14 protein-coding genes are annotated in these 20,576 nt (G+C 72.0%); all 14 read right to left on the bottom strand.

What is annotated here, in order from left to right:
* Window positions 1-55: 55 nt before the first annotated feature.
* Window positions 56-2,335 carry a glycosyltransferase family 39 protein gene (locus OG580_RS18570; RefSeq protein ID WP_267044796.1) on the bottom strand — a complete coding sequence of 760 codons (2,280 nt, stop codon included), beginning with the start codon at window positions 2,333-2,335 and terminating at the stop codon, window positions 56-58.
* Window positions 2,332-3,612, bottom strand: coding sequence for a bifunctional glycosyltransferase family 2/GtrA family protein (locus tag OG580_RS18565; protein ID WP_267044795.1), 1,281 nt, complete (start codon window positions 3,610-3,612; stop codon window positions 2,332-2,334). The genes OG580_RS18570 and OG580_RS18565 overlap by 4 nt, the downstream gene beginning before the upstream one ends.
* Before the next feature lie 26 nt (window positions 3,613-3,638).
* Window positions 3,639-5,276, bottom strand: a complete 1,638-nt coding sequence (locus tag OG580_RS18560; protein ID WP_267044794.1) for a cell wall metabolism sensor histidine kinase WalK — start codon at window positions 5,274-5,276, stop codon at window positions 3,639-3,641.
* A 5-nt stretch (window positions 5,277-5,281) separates the two neighbouring features.
* Window positions 5,282-6,025, bottom strand: a complete 744-nt coding sequence (locus OG580_RS18555) for a response regulator transcription factor (protein ID WP_323182574.1) — start codon at window positions 6,023-6,025, stop codon at window positions 5,282-5,284.
* 69 nt (window positions 6,026-6,094) lie between these two features.
* Window positions 6,095-6,973 carry an amidohydrolase family protein gene (locus tag OG580_RS18550; protein WP_267044793.1) on the bottom strand — a complete coding sequence of 293 codons (879 nt, stop codon included), beginning with the start codon at window positions 6,971-6,973 and terminating at the stop codon, window positions 6,095-6,097.
* Window positions 6,960-7,295: an antibiotic biosynthesis monooxygenase gene (locus tag OG580_RS18545; protein WP_267044792.1), complete on the bottom strand. Its 336-nt coding sequence runs from the start codon at window positions 7,293-7,295 to the stop codon at window positions 6,960-6,962. Before OG580_RS18545 ends, OG580_RS18550 begins: the two co-directional genes overlap by 14 nt.
* 74 nt (window positions 7,296-7,369) lie before the next feature.
* Complete coding sequence (locus OG580_RS18540) at window positions 7,370-8,248, bottom strand: DUF2797 domain-containing protein (protein ID WP_267044791.1); 879 nt, start codon at window positions 8,246-8,248, stop codon at window positions 7,370-7,372.
* 76 nt (window positions 8,249-8,324) lie between these two features.
* Window positions 8,325-9,161, bottom strand: a complete 837-nt coding sequence (locus OG580_RS18535) for a BRO family protein (RefSeq protein WP_267044790.1) — start codon at window positions 9,159-9,161, stop codon at window positions 8,325-8,327.
* Window positions 9,162-9,332: 171 nt separating this feature from the next.
* Window positions 9,333-9,698, bottom strand: coding sequence for a PH domain-containing protein (locus OG580_RS18530; RefSeq protein ID WP_267044789.1), 366 nt, complete (start codon window positions 9,696-9,698; stop codon window positions 9,333-9,335).
* Between the two features lie 142 nt (window positions 9,699-9,840).
* Complete coding sequence (locus OG580_RS18525) at window positions 9,841-10,050, bottom strand: MbtH family protein (RefSeq protein ID WP_267044788.1); 210 nt, start codon at window positions 10,048-10,050, stop codon at window positions 9,841-9,843.
* A gap of 20 nt (window positions 10,051-10,070) precedes the next feature.
* Window positions 10,071-15,164: a non-ribosomal peptide synthetase gene (locus OG580_RS18520; protein WP_267044787.1), complete on the bottom strand. Its 5,094-nt coding sequence runs from the start codon at window positions 15,162-15,164 to the stop codon at window positions 10,071-10,073.
* Between the two features lie 108 nt (window positions 15,165-15,272).
* Entirely contained in the window at window positions 15,273-16,577 is a 1,305-nt protein-coding gene (locus tag OG580_RS18515) for an MFS transporter (protein WP_267044786.1), read from the bottom strand.
* A 2-nt stretch (window positions 16,578-16,579) separates the two neighbouring features.
* A complete protein-coding gene (locus OG580_RS18510; RefSeq protein WP_267044785.1) occupies window positions 16,580-17,407 on the bottom strand; it encodes an alpha/beta fold hydrolase in 828 nt (275 codons plus the stop codon).
* Complete coding sequence (locus OG580_RS18505) at window positions 17,404-20,574, bottom strand: amino acid adenylation domain-containing protein (RefSeq protein WP_267044784.1); 3,171 nt, start codon at window positions 20,572-20,574, stop codon at window positions 17,404-17,406. Before OG580_RS18505 ends, OG580_RS18510 begins: the two co-directional genes overlap by 4 nt.
* Between the last annotated feature and the right edge of the window lie 2 nt (window positions 20,575-20,576).

Raw genomic sequence — 20,576 nt, 5'->3', positions numbered from 1 at the left:
TGTACGGGACCAGGTCTCGTACACCGTACAAGGAGCCTCGTACGCTGTATAGCGGTTATTTCTCCTGGGTGAGGTCGTAGAAGGTGGCGCCGCCGATCGTGACCTTCTCGAAGGTCGCCGAGACCCACGTGGAGATCTCCGAGTTGCCGCCGCCGGGGCCTCCGCCCATGCGGCCGCCGCCTTCACCGGTGGCACCGTTAGCGGTGGCGCCGTTAGCGGTGGCGCCGTTACCGGTGCCGCCGTTACCGGTGCCGCCGTTACCGGTGCCGCCGTTACCGGTGGCGCTCTCGCCGGTGCCGCTCTCGCTGCCGCCGATGAAGTAGTGGATCCTGCCCTCGGCGACGTACTGCTTGAACTGGGCGAGCGTCGGGGACGGGTCGCTGCCGTTGAAGCCGCCGATCGCCATCACGGGCTTCTCGGTGGCCAGCTGGTAGCTGGCCGCGTTCTGGGCGCCGACCGTGGCCGCGACCCAGGTGTAGTCGTCGGCGTCCGCGAGGAGCGCGGTCTTCGCCTCCGTACCGACGCTGGCGCCGTTGAGGAGGCCGCCCATGCCGCCGCCGCCCATGCCACCGCCGGGGCCGCCTTCGCCCCGGGTCATCCCCTGGGGCATGCCCTGAGGCATGCCCTGAGGCGGGGTACCGCCGGCGCCACCGGGCATCTGGCCCTGGCCCTGGCCCTGGCCACCGGGCATCTGACCGCCCTGGCCACCCTGCCCGCCGGGCATCTGGCCCTGGCCCTGGCCCTGGCCGCCCGGAGGCATCGCCCCCCTCTCGAACGACCGCATTCCACCGCCGCCCGGACCCCGGCCGCCCATCGCGCCGCCCGCAGGACCCGCCGTCACGATCGAGCCCTGGTGTCCGGAGCTCAGCGTCTCCAGGGTGTACGCGAACGGTCCCGCGAGTCCCGCCGCCAGGCCGAGGCCGGCCACCGCGAGCCCGAGTCGCCGGTCGATCCGGCCCGCGAGGAGCAGCCCGAGCGCGGCCGCCGAACCCGCCACCAGGACGGTCCAGCGCAGCCACGGCAGCCAGTCCGGCGTACGGCCGAGGAGCGTCCAGCCCCACACCGCCGTCGCCGCGACCGTCACCGCGAGCGCCGCCGAGGCGAGCCACCGCGTGCGCTCCTCCCACAGCACCGCCGCGCCCATGCCGACGAGCGCCGCGAGGTACGGGGCCAGGGCCACCGTGTAGTACTCGTGGAAGATGCCGGCCATGAAGCTGAAGACGGCGAGCGTGATCAGCAGCGAGCCGCCCCACACCAGGAACGCCGAGCGTGCCGTGTCCGTCCGGGGCGCCCGCCAGGTGACGACGAGCCCCGCGACGAGCAGGATCAGCGCGGCCGGAAGCAGCCAGGAGATCTGACCGCCGACCGAGTCGTTGAACATCCGGCCGATCCCGGTCTCGCCCCAGCCGCCGCCCTGGCCACCACCACGACCGCCGCCGCCGACGCTGCCTGTCTCGTTGCCGTTGATCCGGCCGAGGCCGTTGTAGCCGAAGGTCAGCTCCAGGAAGCTGTTGTTCTGCGAGCCTCCGACGTACGGGCGGGAGGACGCCGGCCACAGCTCGACCAGGGCCACCCACCAGCCCGCCGACACGATCATCGCGAGCCCGGCGAGGGCCAGCCGGCCGATGCGGCGGCCGATCGCGCCCGGCGCGCACACCCCGTACACGAGCGCGAGCGGCGGCAGGATCAGGAAGGCCTGCAGGGTCTTCGCGAGGAACGCGAAGCCGAAGGCCACCCCGGCCCACACCAGCCACTTCGCCGCACCCTTCTCCTGCTCCAGGGCGCGCAGCACGCAGTACACCGCGACCGTCATGAGCAGCGCGAGGAGCGCGTCCGGGTTGTTGAAGCGGAACATCAGCGCGGCGACCGGCGTCAGCGCGAGGACCGCGCCCGCGATCAGACCCGCGCCGGCGCTGAAGCGGCGCCGGACGGCCGCGTACAGCACGGCGACCGTGGCCACGCCCATCAGCACCTCGGGCACGAGGATCTGCCACGAGCCGAGTCCGAAGAGGCGGACGGAGAGCGCCATCGGCCACAGCGCGGCCGGGGGCTTGTCGACGGTGATGGCGTTGGCCGCGTCGAGGGAGCCGAAGAAGAAGGCCTTCCAGCTCTCGCCGCCCGCCTGCACGGCGGCGGAGTAGAAGGAGTTGGCGTAGCCGGACGCGCTCAGGTTCCAGAGGTAGAGCGCGGTGGTCACGGCGAGCAGGCCGAGGAAGGCGGGCCGGACCCAGGGAGCGTCCTCGGCGCGCCCGCGCCAGAGCCGGGCGAGACGGCCGTCACGGGCCGGTGCGGCGTGGGCCGCACCGGCCGACGCGGCCAGGGAGGTCGAAGTCATCGGTCGTTCCTTGAGGTGGGCCGCTCGGGGAAGACCCAGAGCCGGAAGAGGAGGAAGCGCAGGACGGTCGCGGCGAGATTGGCGACGATCAGGACGGCGAGCTCCGTGGAGTGCGCCGGATCGCCGGTCGCCGCGCCCAGGGCGGCGAGCGAACCGCTGGTCAGGGCCAGGCCGATGGCGAAGACGACGAGCCCCTGCGCCTGGTGGCGGACGGCCCGGTCCCGGCCCCGTACGCCGAAGGTGAGGCGCCGGTTGGCCGCCGTGTTGGCGACGGCCGAGACGAGGAGGGCGGCGGCGTTGGCGAGCTGCGGGCCGACGCCGAGCCGGAAGGCCGAGTACAGCGCGACGTAGAAGAGCGTGGACAGCGCGCCGACGACGCAGAATCCGACGAGCTGGCGCGCGAGTCCGCCCGGCACTCCGCTGAGGTCGCGGTCCCGGGGGTCGTCCCCGAAGGGCCGGGCCAGCCGGTCGAGCGGCAGCGAGCCGGTCGCGAGGGCCCGGCCGACCCGCCACACGCCCTTCAGGTCGTCGGTGGCCGTCTTCACGATGTGCACGGTCGAGTCGGGGTCGTCGACCCAGTCGACCGGCACCTCGTGGATGCGCAGCCCGGCGCGCTCGGCGAGGACCAGCATCTCCGTGTCGAAGAACCAGCCGGTGTCCTCGACCATCGGGAGGAGCCGCTCGGCGACGTCCCGCCGTATCGCCTTGAACCCGCACTGGGCGTCGGAGAAGCGGGCGGCGAGCGAGCCGCGCAGGATCAGGTTGTACGCCCGCGAGATGAACTCCCGCTTCGGCCCGCGCACCACCCGCGAGGAGCGGGCGAGCCGGGAGCCGATCGCCAGGTCCGAGTGGCCCGAGATGAGCGGCGCGACCAGCGGGAGCAGCGCGTTGAGGTCGGTCGAGAGGTCGACGTCCATGTAGGCGAGGACGGGGGCGTCCGAGGCGGACCAGACCGTCCGCAGCGCCCGGCCGCGCCCCTTCTGCTCCAGCCGTACGGAGCGCACCTCGGGCACCTCGTCGGCGAGGGCCGCGGCGACGACGGGGGTCGTGTCGGTGGAGGCGTTGTCGGCGACGGTGATGCGGAAGCCGTACGGGAAGGTCCGGAGGAGGTGCTCGTGGAGCCGGCGGACGCACGGCTCCAGGTCCTTCTCCTCGTTGTAGACGGGAATCACCACGTCCAGGACGGGCCTTCCGGCGACACTCACCGGCAGGTGCTCCCGGGCGGGGAGGGCGCCGGGAGTCCCGGACGCGGGGCCCGCGATCGTTGGGGTTCGCATACCGACGACACTCGCCGGGGCCGCTGTCACGGCTGTGTGATGCGCCTGTGCCCTCGCTGTGAGTCCCGCTGTGAGTCCCGCTGCGCGTCCCGCGATGCGTCCTGCGGTGTGTCCTGGCGCGTGTCCTGGCGCGTGTCCTGCGCTGCGCCCCGCCGTGCGTCCTCGTCGGCGGGGAGCCGGACGGTGAACACGGTCCGGCCGGGGGCGCTCGTGACGGTGACGTCGCCGCCGTGGGCGACGGCGACCGCTCGGACGATGGCGAGGCCGAGGCCGGTGGAGCCGGCATGCCGGGAACGGGAGGCGTCGCCGCGCGCGAACCGCTCGAAGACGGAAGGCAGGAGCTCGGCCGGGACGCCGGGCCCGTCGTCCTCGACGTCGACGAGCACGCTCGGTCCTTCGGTGCGGACGCGGGCCGTGATCTTCGTGCCGGGCGGGGTGTGGGTACGGGCGTTGGCGAGGAGGTTGACGAGCACCTGCTGGAGCCGGGCGCCGTCGGCCCGTACGGGCGTCCCTCCGTCCTCGGGGAGTTCGAGGCGCCAGTGGTGCTCGGGTCCGGCCGCTCGGGCATCGCTCACGGCGTCCACGACGAGGGGGACGAGTTCGGTGCGCTCGTACGAGAGCGGGCGCCCGGCGTCGAGCCGGGCGAGCAGCAGGAGGTCCTCCACCAGGCCCGTCATCCGGGTCGCCTCGGACTCGATCCGGCCCAGCGCGTGCCGGGTGTCGGGGCCGCACTCCTCCCGGCCGCGCCGGGTCAGCTCCGCGTACCCGCGGATCGAGGCCAGCGGGGTGCGCAGCTCGTGGCTGGCGTCCGCGACGAACTGCCGGACGCGGGTCTCGCTCTGCTGGCGGGCGTCGAGCGCCGAGTGGACGTGGTCGAGCATCCGGTTGATGGCCGCGCCGACCTGGCCGACCTCGGTACGCGGATCGGCCTCCGTCTCGGGGACCCGCTGATGGAGCGCCACCTCACCGCTGTGCAGCGGGAGCTTGGCCACCTGCCCGGCGGTGGCGGCGACCCGCCGCAGCGGGCGCAGGGCCACCCGGACGAGCACGGTCCCGGCGATCGAGGCCGCGACGAGCCCGGCGCCGGTGACGCTCAGTTCGACGAGGACGAGGGTGGAGAGGGCGTCCTCGACCTCGGTGAGCGGGATGCCGGTGAGGAACTCGCCGTGGACCCCTTCGGCGTACTCGACCCGGTAGGAGCCGAGGCCGCCTGGCAGCTCGACGGTGTGCGCCTCGTGGTCGCGCGGGACGGTGGCGAGCGCGGCCCGCTGGGCCTCGTCGAGCGCCGTGTTCCGGACGTTCCGCCCGTACGCCTCGCCGTTCTCCGACTCGGCCTCCGTGGAGTACCGGGCCGTGGTCACCTCGCCGTCCACGAGGACCGCGCCGAGGGTGCCGATCGGGGCACCCGGCCCCTGGACGAACGCGAGCGGGTCCTGCACCCGGCCCGGGTCGGGCATGCCGGGCAGCGAGGCCATGGAGGCCGGCGGGCCCGACGCCCGTACCGAGACGTTGTGGAGCTGTTCGTCGGCCTGGTCGTACAGGTACGAACGGAACGCGATGGTCGTCACCGTCCCGATCACGGCCGCGACGACCGCGATGAGCGCGACCGCCGAGACCACGAGCCGGGTGCGCAGCGACCACGGCCGCCGACGTCGTCCACGCACGGGCGTTACTCCCCCGGCTTGATGAGGTATCCGGCCCCGCGCCGGGTGTGGATCATCGGGGAACGGCCCGCGTCGATCTTCCGGCGCAGGTAGGAGATGTAGAGCTCGACGACGTTGGCCTGGCCGCCGAAGTCGTACGACCAGACCCGGTCGAGGATCTGCGCCTTGCTGAGCACCCGTCGCGGATTGCGCATGAGGTAGCGCAGCAGCTCGAACTCGGTGGCGGTGAGGTGGATCGAGTCCCCGCCACGGACGACCTCGTGACTGTCCTCGTCGAGGGTGAGGTCGCCGACCACGAGCAGCGACTCGCTGCGCGCCTGCGCCGCCCCGGACCGACGGATGAGGCCGCGCAGCCGGGCGACGACCTCCTCCAGGCTGAAAGGCTTGGTGACGTAGTCGTCGCCACCGGCGGTGAGCCCGGCGATCCGGTCCTCGACGGCGTCCTTCGCCGTCAGGAAGAGCACCGGAACGTCAGGGATCTCGCGCCGGATCGAGCCCAGCAGGCTGATCCCGTCGACGTCGGGAAGCATGATGTCGAGGATCACGGCGTCGGGCCGGAACTCGCGTACGGAGCGGAGGGCGGCGGCGCCGTCCCCGGCGCTCCGCACCTGCCAGCCCTCGTACCGGAGGGCCATGGAGAGGAGCTCGGCGAGCGAGGCCTCGTCGTCGACGACGAGGACGCGGACGGCGGTGCCGTCGGCACGGAGCATGTCGGCGCGGGTGCCGGGGCGGCGTGTGGTGACGGTCATGGCACCCACGCTCTCCGCAGCCGCTGAGAGCCCTCTTTCCCTTTCCTGTGAATTCCCTGAGAAAGACCTTCAGGGGTGTTTCACGTGAAACATCGCGGCCCCGTTCTCGTACAGGACCCGACGCAGCCAGGCATCCCCGAGCCCGAGGCGTTCGAGAGCGTGGAGCTGATGGGCGTACGGATAGGGAATGTTCGGGAAGTCGGAGCCGAGGAGGATCCGGTCGCCGAGCTCGGCGAGCCGCCCGTACTCCGCCGTGGGGAAGGGTGCGAGCCGCTCGCTGAAGTCGGTGAAGGCCATGGTGGTGTCCAGGTGGACGCCCTCGTACCGCTCGGCCATGGAGAGGAAGTCGCTGTACTCGGGCATCCCCATGTGCGCGACGATCACCCGCAGCCGGGGGTGGCGGGCCAGCAGCCGCTCCATGGGCCCGGGCCCGGTGAACTTCCCGGGGGTGGGTCCGGAGCCGCAGTGGACGACGACGGGCGTACCGCTGTCGGCGAGGGTTCCCCACGCGGTGTCGAGCAGCGGGTCCGTGGGGTCGAACGCACCGACCTGGAGGTGCACCTTGAAGACGCGGGCGCCGGCGTCGAGCGCCTCGCGGACGTACGTGTCGACGCCCGGCTCGGGGAAGAAGGTCGCGGTGTGCAGACAGTCGGGGGTGCGGGCGGCGAAGTCGGCGGCCCAGGCGTTCAGCCAGGTCGCCATGCCGGGCTTGTGCGGATAGAGCATCGCGGTGAAGGCGACGGCCCCGAACCCGCGCAGGATCGCGAGCCGGTGGTCCTCCTCCTCGCGGTAGGTGATGGGCCACTCCAGGCCGGTCAGAGGGCCGGCGGAGTCGAAGTAGGCCCAGACCTTGTCGAGGACGTTCTGCGGCATGAAGTGTGTGTGCACGTCGACGAGCCCGGGAATCCCGAGCCGGTCGACGAGCGCGGGGATGTCACTCTCGCTCAAAGCCGTAGCTCCGTTCGACCTTGCCGATATGGACGCTGTAGCTCTGGTACCAGTGCTTCCGCCCGTGCGCCTTGGCGGCCTGGTGCTCGGTGTCGAGACGCCAGGCGTCGAGGGAGTCCAGGTCGCGGAAGTAGGCGACGGTGATGCCGATGCCGCCGGGGGTGCGGGCGGTCTCGTAGCCGAGGAACCCGGGGATGTCCTTGACGATCTCCTGCATCCGGGAAGAGGTCTCGGCGTAGCCCTCGGGAGCTTCCGCGCGGACGGAGGTGAAGACAGCGGTGTAGTAGGGCGGTTCGAGGCCCGCCACCAGTTTCGGGGTCATGTGATCACCCTCGCGGGGGCCGGGCCGGGATGTCCACGGCAGCGGGCCAAAGGGATCCAAGACTTTACGAAGCGTCAGAAGAGCTCGCCTTGAGCACCCTCGGCCTCCGCGACGACCCTCGGAGCCACCGGCACCGAGAACACGGCCCCCTCCCCCGCTCCCTGCACTCCCTGAAGCGCCCATCCACCCATGAGACGGGTGTCGAGGGCGAGGCAGCGGCCACCGGGGTCGAGCAGGTGGAGGTCGGGCCCGGCGGCGGCGAGCAGCCGCCCGGTGACGACACCGCCGTCGACGAGCTCGGTGACCGTCCCGTCGAGCGGCGGCAGCCCGTCGAGCCGGAAGGCCCCGACGTGGTCGCGCGGGGCGAACTCCAGCGGCTCCAGGGTCTCCGTCCACCCGCCGACCTCCCGGGCGCGCCGGTGCAGCTCCTCGACCTCCCGGGCACGCTCCTCGACGGGCGGGAGGGCGTGCCGTACGGCCCGCTTCCGCTCGTACGCGATCCGGTCGGGCACGCCGAGCGCCTGCCGCAGCACCTCCTCGGTCCGGCGCGCGGCCATCAGCGGCCCCCGGCCGAGCCAGCTGAACGCCACGGCTCCCTGTTCCAGGAGCCGTGCCTCGCCACGGGCCTCCGCGGTGATCCCGACCTTGGTCATCCCGGGCCCGAACCAGGCCAGGTAGACGCGGTACGGCTGAGGGTCGTCGAGGAGGGTGTCCGCCGCGACGGAGTGGGCCCGGTCGAGCCGCGCACACTCACCGCACCGGCCCCCGGTGGCCCGCCCGGACACGACGGCCTCCAGGGGACAGGCATTGCCCCGAGCCCCGGGACACCGCCGCACCCCGACGGCCCGAAACCCCAGCTCCTGCCCGTAGACGAGGGCACTCACCCGCCCACCACGCCACCGCAACCCAGGCACGCCACCGGCCCACCCGAGCCCCCGACACCGCCACTCCACGTCCACGCCTCCCTCGCCCGCCGTGGTGTCCAGTCTCCGCCACAGGCGCTTCGTGCCCTGGCCTGGGCAGGAAGCATCAGGGCAGGACGTAGATCCTGGCGCCGTCCGGATCCGGGGAACCCACCTCGCGCATGCAGCCGCGTTCCAGAAGGATCCGGACGCAGGCGCGGACGCGGTCGCCCGACAGGCCGGTGCGGCGGGTGACGTCCTGGGGCCGGTAGCGGACCCCGCCCCGGACGAGTGCGGGCGCCAGGCAGGAGGCCACGGTCCGGGTGTCGCCGGTGATGGCCCAGGACTCCACGAGCTGCTGCGGGGTGAGGGCGACGACGGCGGCGCCGGAGCGCTGGCGGGGCACGGAGAGACGCGCAAGGGAGTCGGCGGCCCTTGCGAGGTTCTCCCGCGTCTCGCGGAGCAGCTCCGCACGGTCGGCGTACTCCTCGCACGCGGCGTACACGGCGGCCTGCTCGTCGAACTCGCCCTCCAGCCGTACGAGCACGTCGACGAGGTCCGGCGGCAGGAGGAACCCGGGGTGGACCGGCGAGGGTTCGAGCCCGTAACCGCCGTCCCGCTGGACCGCCGCCACGACCTCCGCGACCCACGCCCGGAACGGCCCGGCCTCCGGTCTCCGGCACGCCCCCACGAGCTGGACGAGCCCCGGAAGGTTCACCATCCGCACCGAGGCCCTGACGCCGCCGAGGGCGAGTATCGCGGCGCTCCCGGCGAGCTCCCCCGCTCCCGCCAGACACCCCTCGGGCAGCACCACCGTCCGCAGCGCCTCCCGCGTCCCCGCGTACCCCAGCCGCTTCGCCACGTCCACGACCGGGAACCAGTGCGTCCCGTCCGGCGCGGTCAGCCGCCGCAGCCGGGCCCCCGTGGCGACGTACACCATGTCATCGATGTCGATCGCGTCCATCGATCATCACCTCCACCTCGCAAGCTAGGCCGAAGGCATATTCAACTGACATGCAAATAAGACAGGTTCACCCAAAAGGGGAAGCCCCCGGGATTCCCGGGGGCTTCCACCGGACCCGCGTCACCGCGAGTCCGCACTATCCGACCACGTCGACTACTTCGACTACTTCGACTACTTCGCGACGAACTGCGTGAGGATCGCCTGCACCTCGTAGATGTCGACGCCCTTGGTGAAGGTCTTCTGGACCGGCATGGGGCTGCCGGAGATCCAGATCTTCAGCTCGGCGTCCAGGTCGAAGGTGCCGGCCGTCTCGACGGCGAAGTGCGTGATGCTCCGGTACGGGATCGAGTGGTACTCGACCTTCTTCCCGGTGATGCCCTGCTTGTCGACGAGCACCAGTCGCCGGTCGGTGAAGAAGATCGTGTCGCGGATCAGCAGGTACGCGGCGTGCACCTGCTCCCCCTGCCCCAGCAGCCGCGCGAAGTCCTGCTGCGCCTGCGCCGGATCGATCGCGTGCGCGTTCCCGAAGAGCGCCATGCCCCTACCCCCATTGATGAAGAGAAAGGACGATCATCAGACCTTGACCCGCGACAACGCAAGAGGCCCCGGAGGGACGGGATCGGTTGCTCTGGTTGCGGTACGGAGCTGCTGTACAGCGACGGATCAAGGACTCAGGACACTAGCGGTACGTCGCCGCCAGGCTGCGCGGCTTCAGGTCGGTCCAGGTGGACTCGGTGTGGGCCAGCGCGGCCTGCCGGGTGTCCGGGCCGAACGTCACGGTCCATCCGGCGGGCACGGCCGTCCGCGACGGCCACAGCGAGTGCTGACCCTCGTCATTGATCAGCACGACGTACGTGCCGTTCTCGTCCTCGAAGGGGTTGGTGTCCATGGTTCGTCCTTCCGTCCGGGTCAGCGCCCGGTCGCTGCGTGATGGTCGAGCTCCAGGCACCCGGCCAGCCCGGCCACCGTCGGGGTCTTGAAGAGTTGGCGGATCTTGAGATTCGTTTCGAACGCCGCCTTGATCCGGTTGACCAGCCGGATGGCGGACAGCGAGTTGCCCCCGAGTTCGAAGAAGCTGTCGTGGATGCCGACCTGGGACAGGCCCAGCATCTCGGCGACGAGTTCACACAGCAGCGCTTCCTTCGGATTGCGCGGCTCCGCTCCGGCTGTCCGGCTGCCGCCGCCCTTGCCGGCGGCCGCGGCCTCGTAGTCCGCGTCGGACGGCGCGGGCAGCGCCTTGCGGTCCAGCTTGCCGTTCGGGGTGAGCGGCAGGCGCTCCAGGACGACCACCACCGACGGCACCATGTACTCGGTCAGCTCCGCGGCGGCGAGGGCGCGCAGCTCGACCGGGTCGGCGGCGCCGCCCGGCACCGAGGTCACGTAGCCGACCAGCCGCTTGTCGTCCGCGCGGTCCTCGCGGACCAGGACGGCGGCCTGCGCCACGGCGGGGTGCCCACCGAGCACCGCCTCGATCTCACCGAGCTCGATCCGGAATCCGCGCAGCTTCACCTGGTGGTCGGAGCGGCCGAGGTACTCGACGTTGCCGTCCACCGCCCAGCGCACCAGGTCACCGGTGCAGTACATCCGGCTGCCCGCCGGGCCGAAGGGATCCGCGACGAACCGGGTGGCGGTCAGGCCGGGCTGGCGCCAGTAGCCCCTGGCCAGGCCCTCCCCCGCGATGTACAGCTCTCCGATGGTGCCCGGCGGAACCGGCCGCAGGGCGCCGTCCAAGACGTACAGGCGGGTGTTGTGGATCGGCCGCCCGATGGTGGGGGCGCCCGGCCGGTCGCCGAGCACCGCCGAGGTCGACCAGATGGTCGTCTCGGTCGGCCCGTACATGTTGCTGACCTGGTCCGCCAGTTCGCGCATCCGGTCCGCGAGGGCGACCGGCAGGGCCTCTCCGCCGACCAGGGTCCGCAGGCCGCGCAGCGCCTCGGGATGGCCGGCCGCCAGGGCCTGCCACAAGGACGGAGTCGCCTGCATCACGGTGGCGCCGGTCCGCTCGATCAGCGTGGCCAGTGCCGTCGGGTCCTGTACGGTCTCCCGCTCGGCGATCACCAGGCCCGCGCCGCTGAGCAGCGGCACGTACATCTCCAGTGCGGCGATGTCGAAGGCGATGGTCGTCACCGTCAGCAGCCGGTCGCCGGAGTCCATGGGGAACTGCTCCCGCATCGAGGCGAGGAAGTTGACGAGGGCCGAGCGGGGGACGACGACGCCCTTGGGGCGGCCCGTGGATCCCGAGGTGTAGATGACATAGGCGGCGGTGGCCGGGGAGACACGGCGCACCAGCTCGGCGTCGGCCAGGTCGGTGGCCGGCAGCGCCGCGAGTTCCGCGGCGGTCTCCGGCCGGTCCAGGAACAGCCGGGGCAGCGTGTCCTCTCCGGGCAGCGAGGCGGAGGTGTCGTCCGTGGTCAGCGCGAGCACGGGCGCCGCGTCGGACAGCATGTAGGCGACCCGGTCGGCCGGGTAGTCGGGGTCCAGCGGGAGGTAGGCGGCGCCCGACTTCAGTACGGCGAGCAGCGCGACCACGAGGTCGGCGGTGCGGGGCAGCGCGACCACGACGAAGTCCTCCGGACCGACGCCGGCCGCGACGAGGCGGCGGGCCAGCCGGTTGGCCCGGGCGTTCAGCCCGGCGTAGTCGAGCTCCCCGGCCCCGGAGACCACGGCGACGGCGTCCGGGTGGCGGGCTGCCCGGTCCTGGAACTGCTCGGCGACGTCGGCCCGGGGTACCGGGTGATCGGTGTCGTTCCAGCGCGACAGCACCTGTTCGCGCTCGGCGGCCAACAGCAGCGGTACCGCGCCCACCGGCCGGGCCGGGTCCTCGGTGATCGCTTCCAGCAGCATCGCCAGGCGCTCGCCGAGCCGCTCCGCGAGCGCACGCTCGTAACGGGAGGCGTGGAAGCCGATCCGCAGGCGCAGCCGCTTCCCGGGGTAGGTGATCAGCGTGACGGGGTAGTAAGTGGCCCAGCGGTTCTCCACCCCGGTGGCGCGCAGCCGCCCGCCGGCGGCGTCCAGCTCGCCGGGGAAGTTCTCGAGCACCGTGACGGTGTCGAAGAGTTCGGTGTGTCCGGCGCGCCGCTGGATGCCGGCGAGGCCCGTGTACGGGTGGGCGGACATCCGGGACTGCTGGTCCTGGACCCGCCGCAGCAGATCGGCCAGCGGCTCCGCGGGGTCCAGGGAGACCCGTACCGGCAGCGTGTTGATGAAGAGGCCGATCATGGACTCGATGCCGGGCAGCTCCGGAGGGCGCCCGGAGACGGTGCTGCCGAACACCACGTCGTTGCGGCCGAGCACGCCGCCGAGCAGCAGGGCCCAGGCTGTGTTGACGGCGGTGTTCAGGGTGAGGCCGCTGCCGCGCAGAAAGCCGTCCAGGCGGGCGGTGAGCTCTTCGGAGAGTTCGGTGTCACAGTGCTCGGGCAGCGTCATGGGCCGGTCGTCCCCGGACGCGGACGCGGACGGCGCCAGCAGGGTGGGCTCGTCGACGCCCTGGAGCAACTCGGCCCAGGCGTCCTCGGAGGCTCGGTGGTCGTGGTGGGCCACCAGGGCCAGGTAGTCCTGGTACGGGGTGACCGGCTCCAGGTGGGCGGCCGGGTCGGCGGCGAGGCTCAGCCACTCGTCCAGGAGCAGGGGCAGCGACCAGCCGTCGGCGAGGATGTGGTGCAGGGTGATCGCGGCCCGCAGTCCCCGGTCGCCGAGGTCGGCGACGGTGAAGCGGATCAGCGGCGGCCGGGCGAGGTCGAACGGGCGCAGCCGTTCGGCGTCGAACAGCTCGTCCGCCCGCGCCCCGCGGTCGTCCGCGTCCACGGCGGTCAGATCGACCACCTCGAATGCGGGTTCGAGGCGCTCGGCGATGAGCTGGACCGGGTGGTCGAGGACCTGCTGGGTGAATCCCGCACGGAGGTTGGGGTGGCGGCGCAGCAGCCCGCGCGCGGCCTGCCGCAGCACTCCGACGGTGGTCCTGCCCTTGAGGTCGAACGCCAGCTGGATGGAGTAGGCATCGAGGGCCTGCGCGTCGAAGGTGGCGTGGAACAGCAGGCTCTGTTGGAGCGGGGCCAGCGGCCAGATCTCGGTGGCGGAGGGGTGCGCCGCCTTCAGGCTCTCCCGCTCGGCTGCGGACAGCGGGACCGCAGCGAGCCGCGGTGTCCGGTCGCCCCGCCGGTCCTCGTCCAGGCTGCCGCACGCGGCGGCCAGCGCCGCCACGGTCCGGTGGCGGAAGACGTCCGGCTGGCTGAGCACCAGCCCGGCCCGGCGGGCCCGGCCGACCACCTGGGCGGCGGTGATGCTGTCGCCTCCGAGCTCGAAGAAGTCGTCGTCGGCCGCCACCCGTTCGAGGCCGAGGACTCCCGCGACGAGATCCGCCAGCAGCGTCTCCCGCGGGGTGCGCGCGGCCCGGCCGCGGGAGACGGTCGCGGCGGCGGGCGCGGGCAGGGCCTTGCGGTCGAGCTTGCCGTTGAGGGTCAGCGGGAAGGCGTCCAGGATCACGACGGCCGCCGGGACCATGTGCTCCGGCAGCTTCTCGCCCGCCAGGGCGCGTACCTCGGCGGGGTCGACCAAGGCTCCCGCGGCGGGCACCACGTAGGCGACCAGCTGGGGGGAGCCCGGCCGGTCCTGCCGGGCGAGCACGGCCGCCTGGCCGATGTCCTGCAGTGCCGCGAGTACGGCCTCGATCTCGCCGAGCTCGACCCGCAGTCCTCGGATCTTCACCTGGCGGTCGGCCCGTCCGACGTAGTCCAGTGCGCCGTCGGCTCGCCGGCGGGCCACGTCTCCGGTGCGGTACATCCGGCTGCCGGGCGGGCCGTACGGGTCTGCGACGAACCGCTCGGCGGTCAGCCCGGGGTGGTTCACGTAGCCGCGGGCCAGCTGCACGCCGGCCAGGTACAGCTCGCCGGCCTCACCCGCCGCGACCGGCCGCAGGTGCGCGTCCAGCACGTGGAGGCGGGTGTTCCACACGGGGAGGCCGATCGGCACCGAGGCCGCACCGGGCTCGGTCTTGTGCCGCCAGTACGTGACGTCCACCGAGGCCTCGGTCGGTCCGTACAGGTTGTGCAGCGGGACGTCCGGCAGCAACGCGGCGAAGCGGTCGGCGAGTTCCACGGGCAGGGCCTCGCCGCTGCAGACCACACGGCGCAGACCGGTGCACTCGGCCGCGGCGGGCTCGTCGGTGAACGCCTGGAGCATCGAGGGGACGAAGTGCACCGTGGTGATCCGCTCGGCGCGGATCAGCTCGACCAGGTACGCGGGGTCCTCGTGGCCGCCGGGCTCGGCGACGACCAGCGCGGCGCCGGTGATCAGAGGCCAGAAGAACTCCCAGACCGAGACGTCGAAGCCCGAGGGGGTCTTCTGCAGCACCCGGTCGTCCGCGGTCAGCCGGTACTCGTCCTGCATCCAGTGCAGGCGGTTGACGATTCCGCTGTGCGGGATCACCACGCCCTTGGGCCGCCCGGTGGAGCCGGAGGTGTAGATGACGTACGCCGCGTCCTGCGCGACCGGCGGCCGCAGCGGTGCGAAGGCCCCGGCCGGGCCGTCCGCACCGGGCGCCGGCGCGTCGGCGGACGGCGCGGAGTCGAGCACCAGGTACGGAAGCTGCGCCGGCCGCGCCCCGGCCGGCGCGGCCGCCTCCACATCGGAGTGGCTGAGCACCAGGACGGGATCGGCGTCGGAGAGGAGGTAGGCGATCCGGTCCGCCGGGTAGTCGGGGTCCACCGGGAGGTACGCGGCGCCGGTCTTGAGCACCGCGAGCAGCGCGACGACGAGTTCCACCGAGCGCGGCACGGTCAGCGCCACGACCCGGTCCGCGGCGGCTCCGTACCCGGCCAGCAGCCGGGCGAGGCGGTCCGACCGCTCGTCCAGTTCCGCATAGCTGAGCCGGGTGTCCCGGAACACCAGGGCGGTGGCGTCCGGGGTCCGGGACACCTGCGTACGGAACAGCTCGGGCAGTGTGGCGCCGTCGCCGGGGAGTTCCCGCGCCGTGTCGTTCCACGCGGCGATATCAGGGTGGCTCACGATTCTCCATTCCTCCATCAACCCGGCTTGATCGACGGAATGACCTTGCGTACGGGCACTGTTGAGCTACTGCGGGGAAATGCGGGAACGCGTCTCACACGGGCGGTGTCACTCCGCCTGGGCGGGCATCTCACGGAGCCGGCTGACCGGGGAGAGTGCGATCGGCACGAGCATCACGGCAGACAGCGCGGTCGCCAGCCACAGCGCCTCGTGCAGCCCCAGCACGCCGGCCATCAGGCCTCCGACGGGACCGCCGAGCGCGCCGCCGCCGTGCATCATCGTGCGCATCCCCGCGGTCATCCGGGCCATCAGCGCGTCCGGGGTGATGGTCTGCCGCAGGCTGACGATCACCACGTTGGCCACGCTGAGCGAGGCGTAGAAAATGACGAACGAGGCGATGAAGACCGCGGTCACCATGAACGTGGACCCGGACGCGGCCGGGATCAGCAAGGGGGCGATGAAGATCCCGGAGACCGAGACCAGATAGGCCTTGCCGACGCTCACGCGCCGGATCACGGTGCCCGACAGGGCCGAGCCCACCAGCCCGCCGACCGCTCCGACGCCCAGCACGAGGCCGATGGTCGCGGCGGACAGGTCCTGCTCCCGGACGGCGTACAGCAGGAACAGCGACAGGATCATCACGCTGAAGAAGTTGCAGCAGCAGCCGACGAGGGCGATGGCCCGCAGGTAGCGGCTGTGGAACACGAAGCGCAGTCCCTCGACCAGCTCGGGCCAGATCCTGCGCTTGTGCTCCGGTTTCGGCGGCGCCGGCTCCGATGTCCGGACGGCCAGCAGGGAGACGATCGAGAGCAGGTAGGTGACGGCGTTCACCGCCATGGCCGTCGGCGCGGAGAGCGCGTTGACCAGCACACCCGCGACACCTGGCCCGGCCACGTCGGCCGAGGAAGAGGTGGTGCTGAGCTTGGTGTTGGCCTCCAGCAGGTTCCGGCGGTCCTTGACCAGGACCGGGACGAACGACATCCAGCTCACGTCGAACAGCACCTGGGCGATGCCGATGCCGAACGCGATGGCGTACAGCAGCGGCATGTTCAGCACGTCGGTCGCGGACAGCACCGGGACCAGCCCGATCAGCAGCATGCGGCCCGCGTTGGCGCCGATCATCACCGGCCGCTTGCGGACCCGGTCCACCCACACCCCGAAGAGCATCGCGAGCCCGAGGAACGGCACGAGCTGCACGAATCGCAGCAGGCCCAGTTCCTCGGCGGTGGCGTCGAAGACGAACACGGCTGCCAGGGGCAGCGCGAGCGTGGTGACCTGGGTGCCGTACAGGGAGAGCGTCTCCCCGGTCCAGAAGACCAGGAAGTCCCGGTCGCGCCACAGGGCGCCGCGCTTGGGCGGCGCCGCGTCCTGCGGCGACGGCTCCGCGGTTTTCGTCGTCGTGTCCTCGGACATCGTCATCCCTCCACGGAGGCGGGAGCGGACCGGGCCCGCTCCAGTCCTTGGCCGATCAGCCCGGCGAGCGTCCCGAGGGCCTCGCCGGTCCAGATGGAGTTGTGGTTTCCCGCCACCTTCCGCTTCTCCAGGCGGTCGGCGAGCGTCTCCCAGCGCATGCGCTCGTCCGGTGAGTCCGCGGCCTGCAGCAGGAGCATCGGACCCGCGTACGCGCCGCGGTGGTCGTAGACGAACAGCGCCTGGGCGTGCGCCCGGAAGACGTCGTAGCGCTCCTGCAGGAACTCCTCGTCGAACTCCTCGGGGAGCACCTCGGACGCGGTGACCGCGGCCCACACGGCCTCGGCGGTGACGTCCTCGGGGTGGGGCAGGACCAGCGCGTCCACCGCGTCGAGGGGTTCGCCGGTCGCCATCACCAGGTCCCGCAGGAAGCCGTGCAGGAAGGTCTTCTCCGACGGCATGGGGAACCGCTTGGGTACCGTCGCGTCGACGACGATCAGCAGCGGCACCTCCTCGCCGGCCTCCGCCAGCAGCTGGGCCATGTGGTACGCGACCACACCGCCCAGCGACCAGCCCAGCAGGAGGTACGGGCCCTGCGGCCGAGCCGACCGCAGGGACTCCAGATGCCGCTCCGCGAGTGCCTCGATCGAGGTCAGGGGCAGGTCCCCGTCATCGAATCCCGGCGCCTCGAACCCGTACAGCGGCTGCTCCGGGTCGAGGTGTTCGGCGAGCCCCGCGTAGACGTACCCCGACCCGGAGACCGGGTGGACGCAGTACAGCGGGGTCAGGCTGCCGTCCGTGCGGAGCGGTACCAGGGTGCCGTGGTCGCTCACGCGCCGGCCTTGTCGGCCAGCAGGGCGTCGATGGCCTCGGCGACGCCGCTGACGTTCGCACCGCCGTAGAGCATCCGGACGTTGATCTTCACGCCGAACGTCTTGTTGATCCGGCTGACCGCCCGCATGGCCTGCAGCGAATTTCCGCCGAGCTCGAAGAAGCCCGCGTCGGCGCTCACCTGCTCGGCCTTGAGGACCGTGGCGAAGACCTCGGCGACCTTCTCCTCGGACGGCGTGGCCGGGGCCACGTACGCGCGGCCGTCAGTGCCGTCGGCATTGTCCTGCGGCTCGGGCAGCATCTTGCGGTCGATCTTCTTGGACGGCGTGAGGGGGAACTCCTCCAGCCGGACCCAGGCGGTCGGGACCATGTACTCCGGCATCGACTCGCCGAGGTGACGGCGCAGGTCGGCCGTGTTCGGGGCCTCGTCGCCGAGCACCGTGTAGTAGCCGACCAGCTGCTTCTCGCCCTGCCGGTCCTCGCGGAGCAGCACCAGGCCCATGCGCACCTGGGGGTGGGAGACCAGAGCGGACTCGATCTCGCCGAGCTCGATGCGCAGGCCGCGGAGCTTGACCTGGTTGTCGATCCGGCCGATGAAGTCCACCTGGTGGTCCCGGGTCCAGCGGACGAGGTCGCCGGTGCGGTAGACGCGTCCGGTCGGCTCGAAGGGGTTGGGGACGAACTTCTCGTCGGTCAGCTCGGGCAGGTTGAGGTAGCCGCGGGCCAGGCCGTCGTCACCGCCGATCAGCAGCTCGCCGGGGACGCCGACGGGCGCCAGGTTCCCGTGCGCGTCCACCACGTAGTGCAGCCGGCCGTACTCGGGGCGGCCGATCGGGGGCGAGGTCTGCCACTCGATGTGCTCACAGAGGTACTCGGTGGAGGCGATGGCCGCCTCGGTCGGACCGTAGAGGTTGACGAACTTGCGGCCCGGCTGATTCCACTTGTTGACGAGCTCGGCCGGGAGGACCTCGGCGCCGCCCATGATGTATTTCAGGTCCGGGTACGGGCCGCCGTCCAGCAGCGACAGCAGCGTCGGCGACAGGCCCACGTAGTTGACCCGCTGCTCGCGTATGAGCGCGCCGAGCGCCTCGGGCGACGAGGCGTCCTCGGGGGAGACCAGCACGAGGGTCGCGCCGGTGATCAGCGCCGTGTAGATCTCGCCCTGCGACATGTCGAAGATCAGCGCGGGCTGCTGCAGCAGCCGGTCCTCGGCGGTGAATTCACCGAACGTGTGGCGGTATGCCTCGATGAACACCCGCAGGCTGCGGTGCTCGATCATCACGCCCTTGGGGCGGCCCGTGGAGCCGGAGGTGTAGAGGACGTACGCCAGCGACTCGCGGTCCGCCAGCTCCTCCAGCGGCTCGGCGTCGGACGCGGCCTCGATCTCCGCCCAGTGCGCGTCGATGAGCACGACCTGCAGATTCACGCCCGCCGACAGGCGGTCGGCCACATCGGCCCGGGTGATGACCACCGGTGCCGCGGTGTCCTGCAGCATGTACTCGAGACGGGCGGCCGGGTGCGCGGGGTCCATCATCGCGTAGGCACCGCCGGCCCGCATGACACCCAGCATGGCGACGAGGGCGTCCAGGTCACGGTCCATGGAGATGGCCACGATCTGGCCCGGGACCACACCGCGGTCCCGCAGATGGCGGGCGAGCAGGCCGGAGCGGCGCGCCAGTTCCCCGTACGTCATCTCCACGCCGCGGCAGACTGCGGCGACGGCCTCGGGGGTGCGCTCGGCGACCTCCATGACGGTGACGTGCACCGGGTCCGGGCTGAACGCGAAGTCCGCGCCGCGACCCGCTTCCAGCAGCAGCTCCCGCTCGTCCGCACCGACCATCGCGAGCTTCGAGATCGGCTGCTCCGCGTTCTCCACCGCGGCGGCCAGCACGTTCTGGATGTGCCGGGCCATGGCCTCGATGCGCCAGCCGTCGAAGAGGTCGGTGGTGTACTCGGCGACGAACCGGAGCTGATCCACCGTCTCCATGAACGTCAGGGAGAGGTCGTAGCGGGAGCGCGGGACGGCGACGTCCAGCGCCTCGTCCGACAGCTCGAACAGGCCCAGGTCGGAGCCGGCCGTGCCGCCGCCGAGCAGTTGGGTGCCGATCTGGAACAGCGGGTTGCGGCCCGCCTCGCGGACCGGCTGGACGTGGCTGACGATCTGGTCGAACGGCACGTCCTGGTTGTCGTACACGTCCATGTTGGCGTCCGCGACGCGCTCGACGAGTTCGGCGAAGGTGGGGTCGCCGGACAGGTCGGTCCGCAGCACCAGCATGTTGATGAACAGGCCGACGACGTCTTCGAGCTCCGGCTCGGTGCGGCCCAGCATGGGGATGCCCAGCGGGATGTCGTCCTGGCCCGTGTAGCGGCCGACCACGACGTTCAGGGCGGCGGTGAGCACCATGAACAGCGAGGCGCCCTCCTGCTGCGCGAGCGCGCGCGCCTGCTGGAGGAGCTCGACCGGGAAGTCGAAGGTGAGGGTCTCGCCGTTCTGGGTGGGCGTGGCCGGACGAAGCCGGTCGGCGGGCATCTCGACCACCGGCAGCCCCGCCAACTTCCCCTCCCAGAACTTCAGCTGCTCGTCCCAGCCGCCGCCTTCGCGCTGCTCGCGCTGCGCGACGACGTGGTCGGCATAGGTGGCCTGCAGCTCCGGAAGCTCCGGCTCCACGCCGCGGGCGAACGCGTTGTACGCGCCGGAGATCTCCCGGTTGATCAGCGTCGAGGACCAGCCGTCGGTGTGGATGTGGTGGAAGGACAGGGCCAGGACGTGCTCGTCGGCGCCGGTGCGGATCAGCCTGAACCGGTACATCGGCCCGGCCGCCAGGTCGAACGGCGTCTCGAAGTAGACGCGCAGCAGCTCGGCGAGGTCGCCGTCGGCCAGGTCGATGACCTCCAGCGGGACCTCGCCGGCCGGGGCTACGACCTGGTACGGGGCGCCGTCGGCGGAGTGGAAGGTCGTGCGCAGCACGGCGTTGCGCGTGACGAGCGAGCTCAGCGCCTGCCGCATGGCCCCGACGTTGAGCGGGCCCCGCAGCCGGTAGGCCATCGGCACGTTGTAGGTGATCTCGCCGGGGGTCAGCTGGTCGAGGAACCACAGCTGTTCCTGCGCGAAGGAGAGCGGCGTGCGGATCTCGTCCGGAGCCTGGTCGTTGGCGTTGGGCTGGCTCATGG

This window comes from Streptomyces sp. NBC_00094 (assembly GCF_026343125.1).
Taxonomy (GTDB): domain Bacteria; phylum Actinomycetota; class Actinomycetes; order Streptomycetales; family Streptomycetaceae; genus Streptomyces.
Note: the sequence above shows the minus strand (reverse complement) of the source record. Positions and strands in the feature narration are given on the sequence as shown.

Bases quoted from the DNA above. Each gene is read 5' to 3' on its own strand.
- OG580_RS18505 (WP_267044784.1), bottom strand. From the start codon at position 20,574: ATGAGCCAGCCCAACGCCAACGACCAGGCTCCGGACGAGATCCGCACG.
- OG580_RS18535 (WP_267044790.1), bottom strand. From the start codon at position 9,161: ATGGACGCGATCGACATCGATGACATGGTGTACGTCGCCACGGGGGCC.
- OG580_RS18570 (WP_267044796.1), bottom strand. From the start codon at position 2,335: ATGACTTCGACCTCCCTGGCCGCGTCGGCCGGTGCGGCCCACGCCGCA.
- OG580_RS18545 (WP_267044792.1), bottom strand. From the start codon at position 7,295: ATGACCCCGAAACTGGTGGCGGGCCTCGAACCGCCCTACTACACCGCT.
- OG580_RS18530 (WP_267044789.1), bottom strand. From the start codon at position 9,698: ATGGCGCTCTTCGGGAACGCGCACGCGATCGATCCGGCGCAGGCGCAG.
- OG580_RS18525 (WP_267044788.1), bottom strand. From the start codon at position 10,050: ATGGACACCAACCCCTTCGAGGACGAGAACGGCACGTACGTCGTGCTG.
- OG580_RS18565 (WP_267044795.1), bottom strand. From the start codon at position 3,612: ATGCGAACCCCAACGATCGCGGGCCCCGCGTCCGGGACTCCCGGCGCC.
- OG580_RS18555 (WP_323182574.1), bottom strand. From the start codon at position 6,025: ATGACCGTCACCACACGCCGCCCCGGCACCCGCGCCGACATGCTCCGT.
- OG580_RS18515 (WP_267044786.1), bottom strand. From the start codon at position 16,577: ATGTCCGAGGACACGACGACGAAAACCGCGGAGCCGTCGCCGCAGGAC.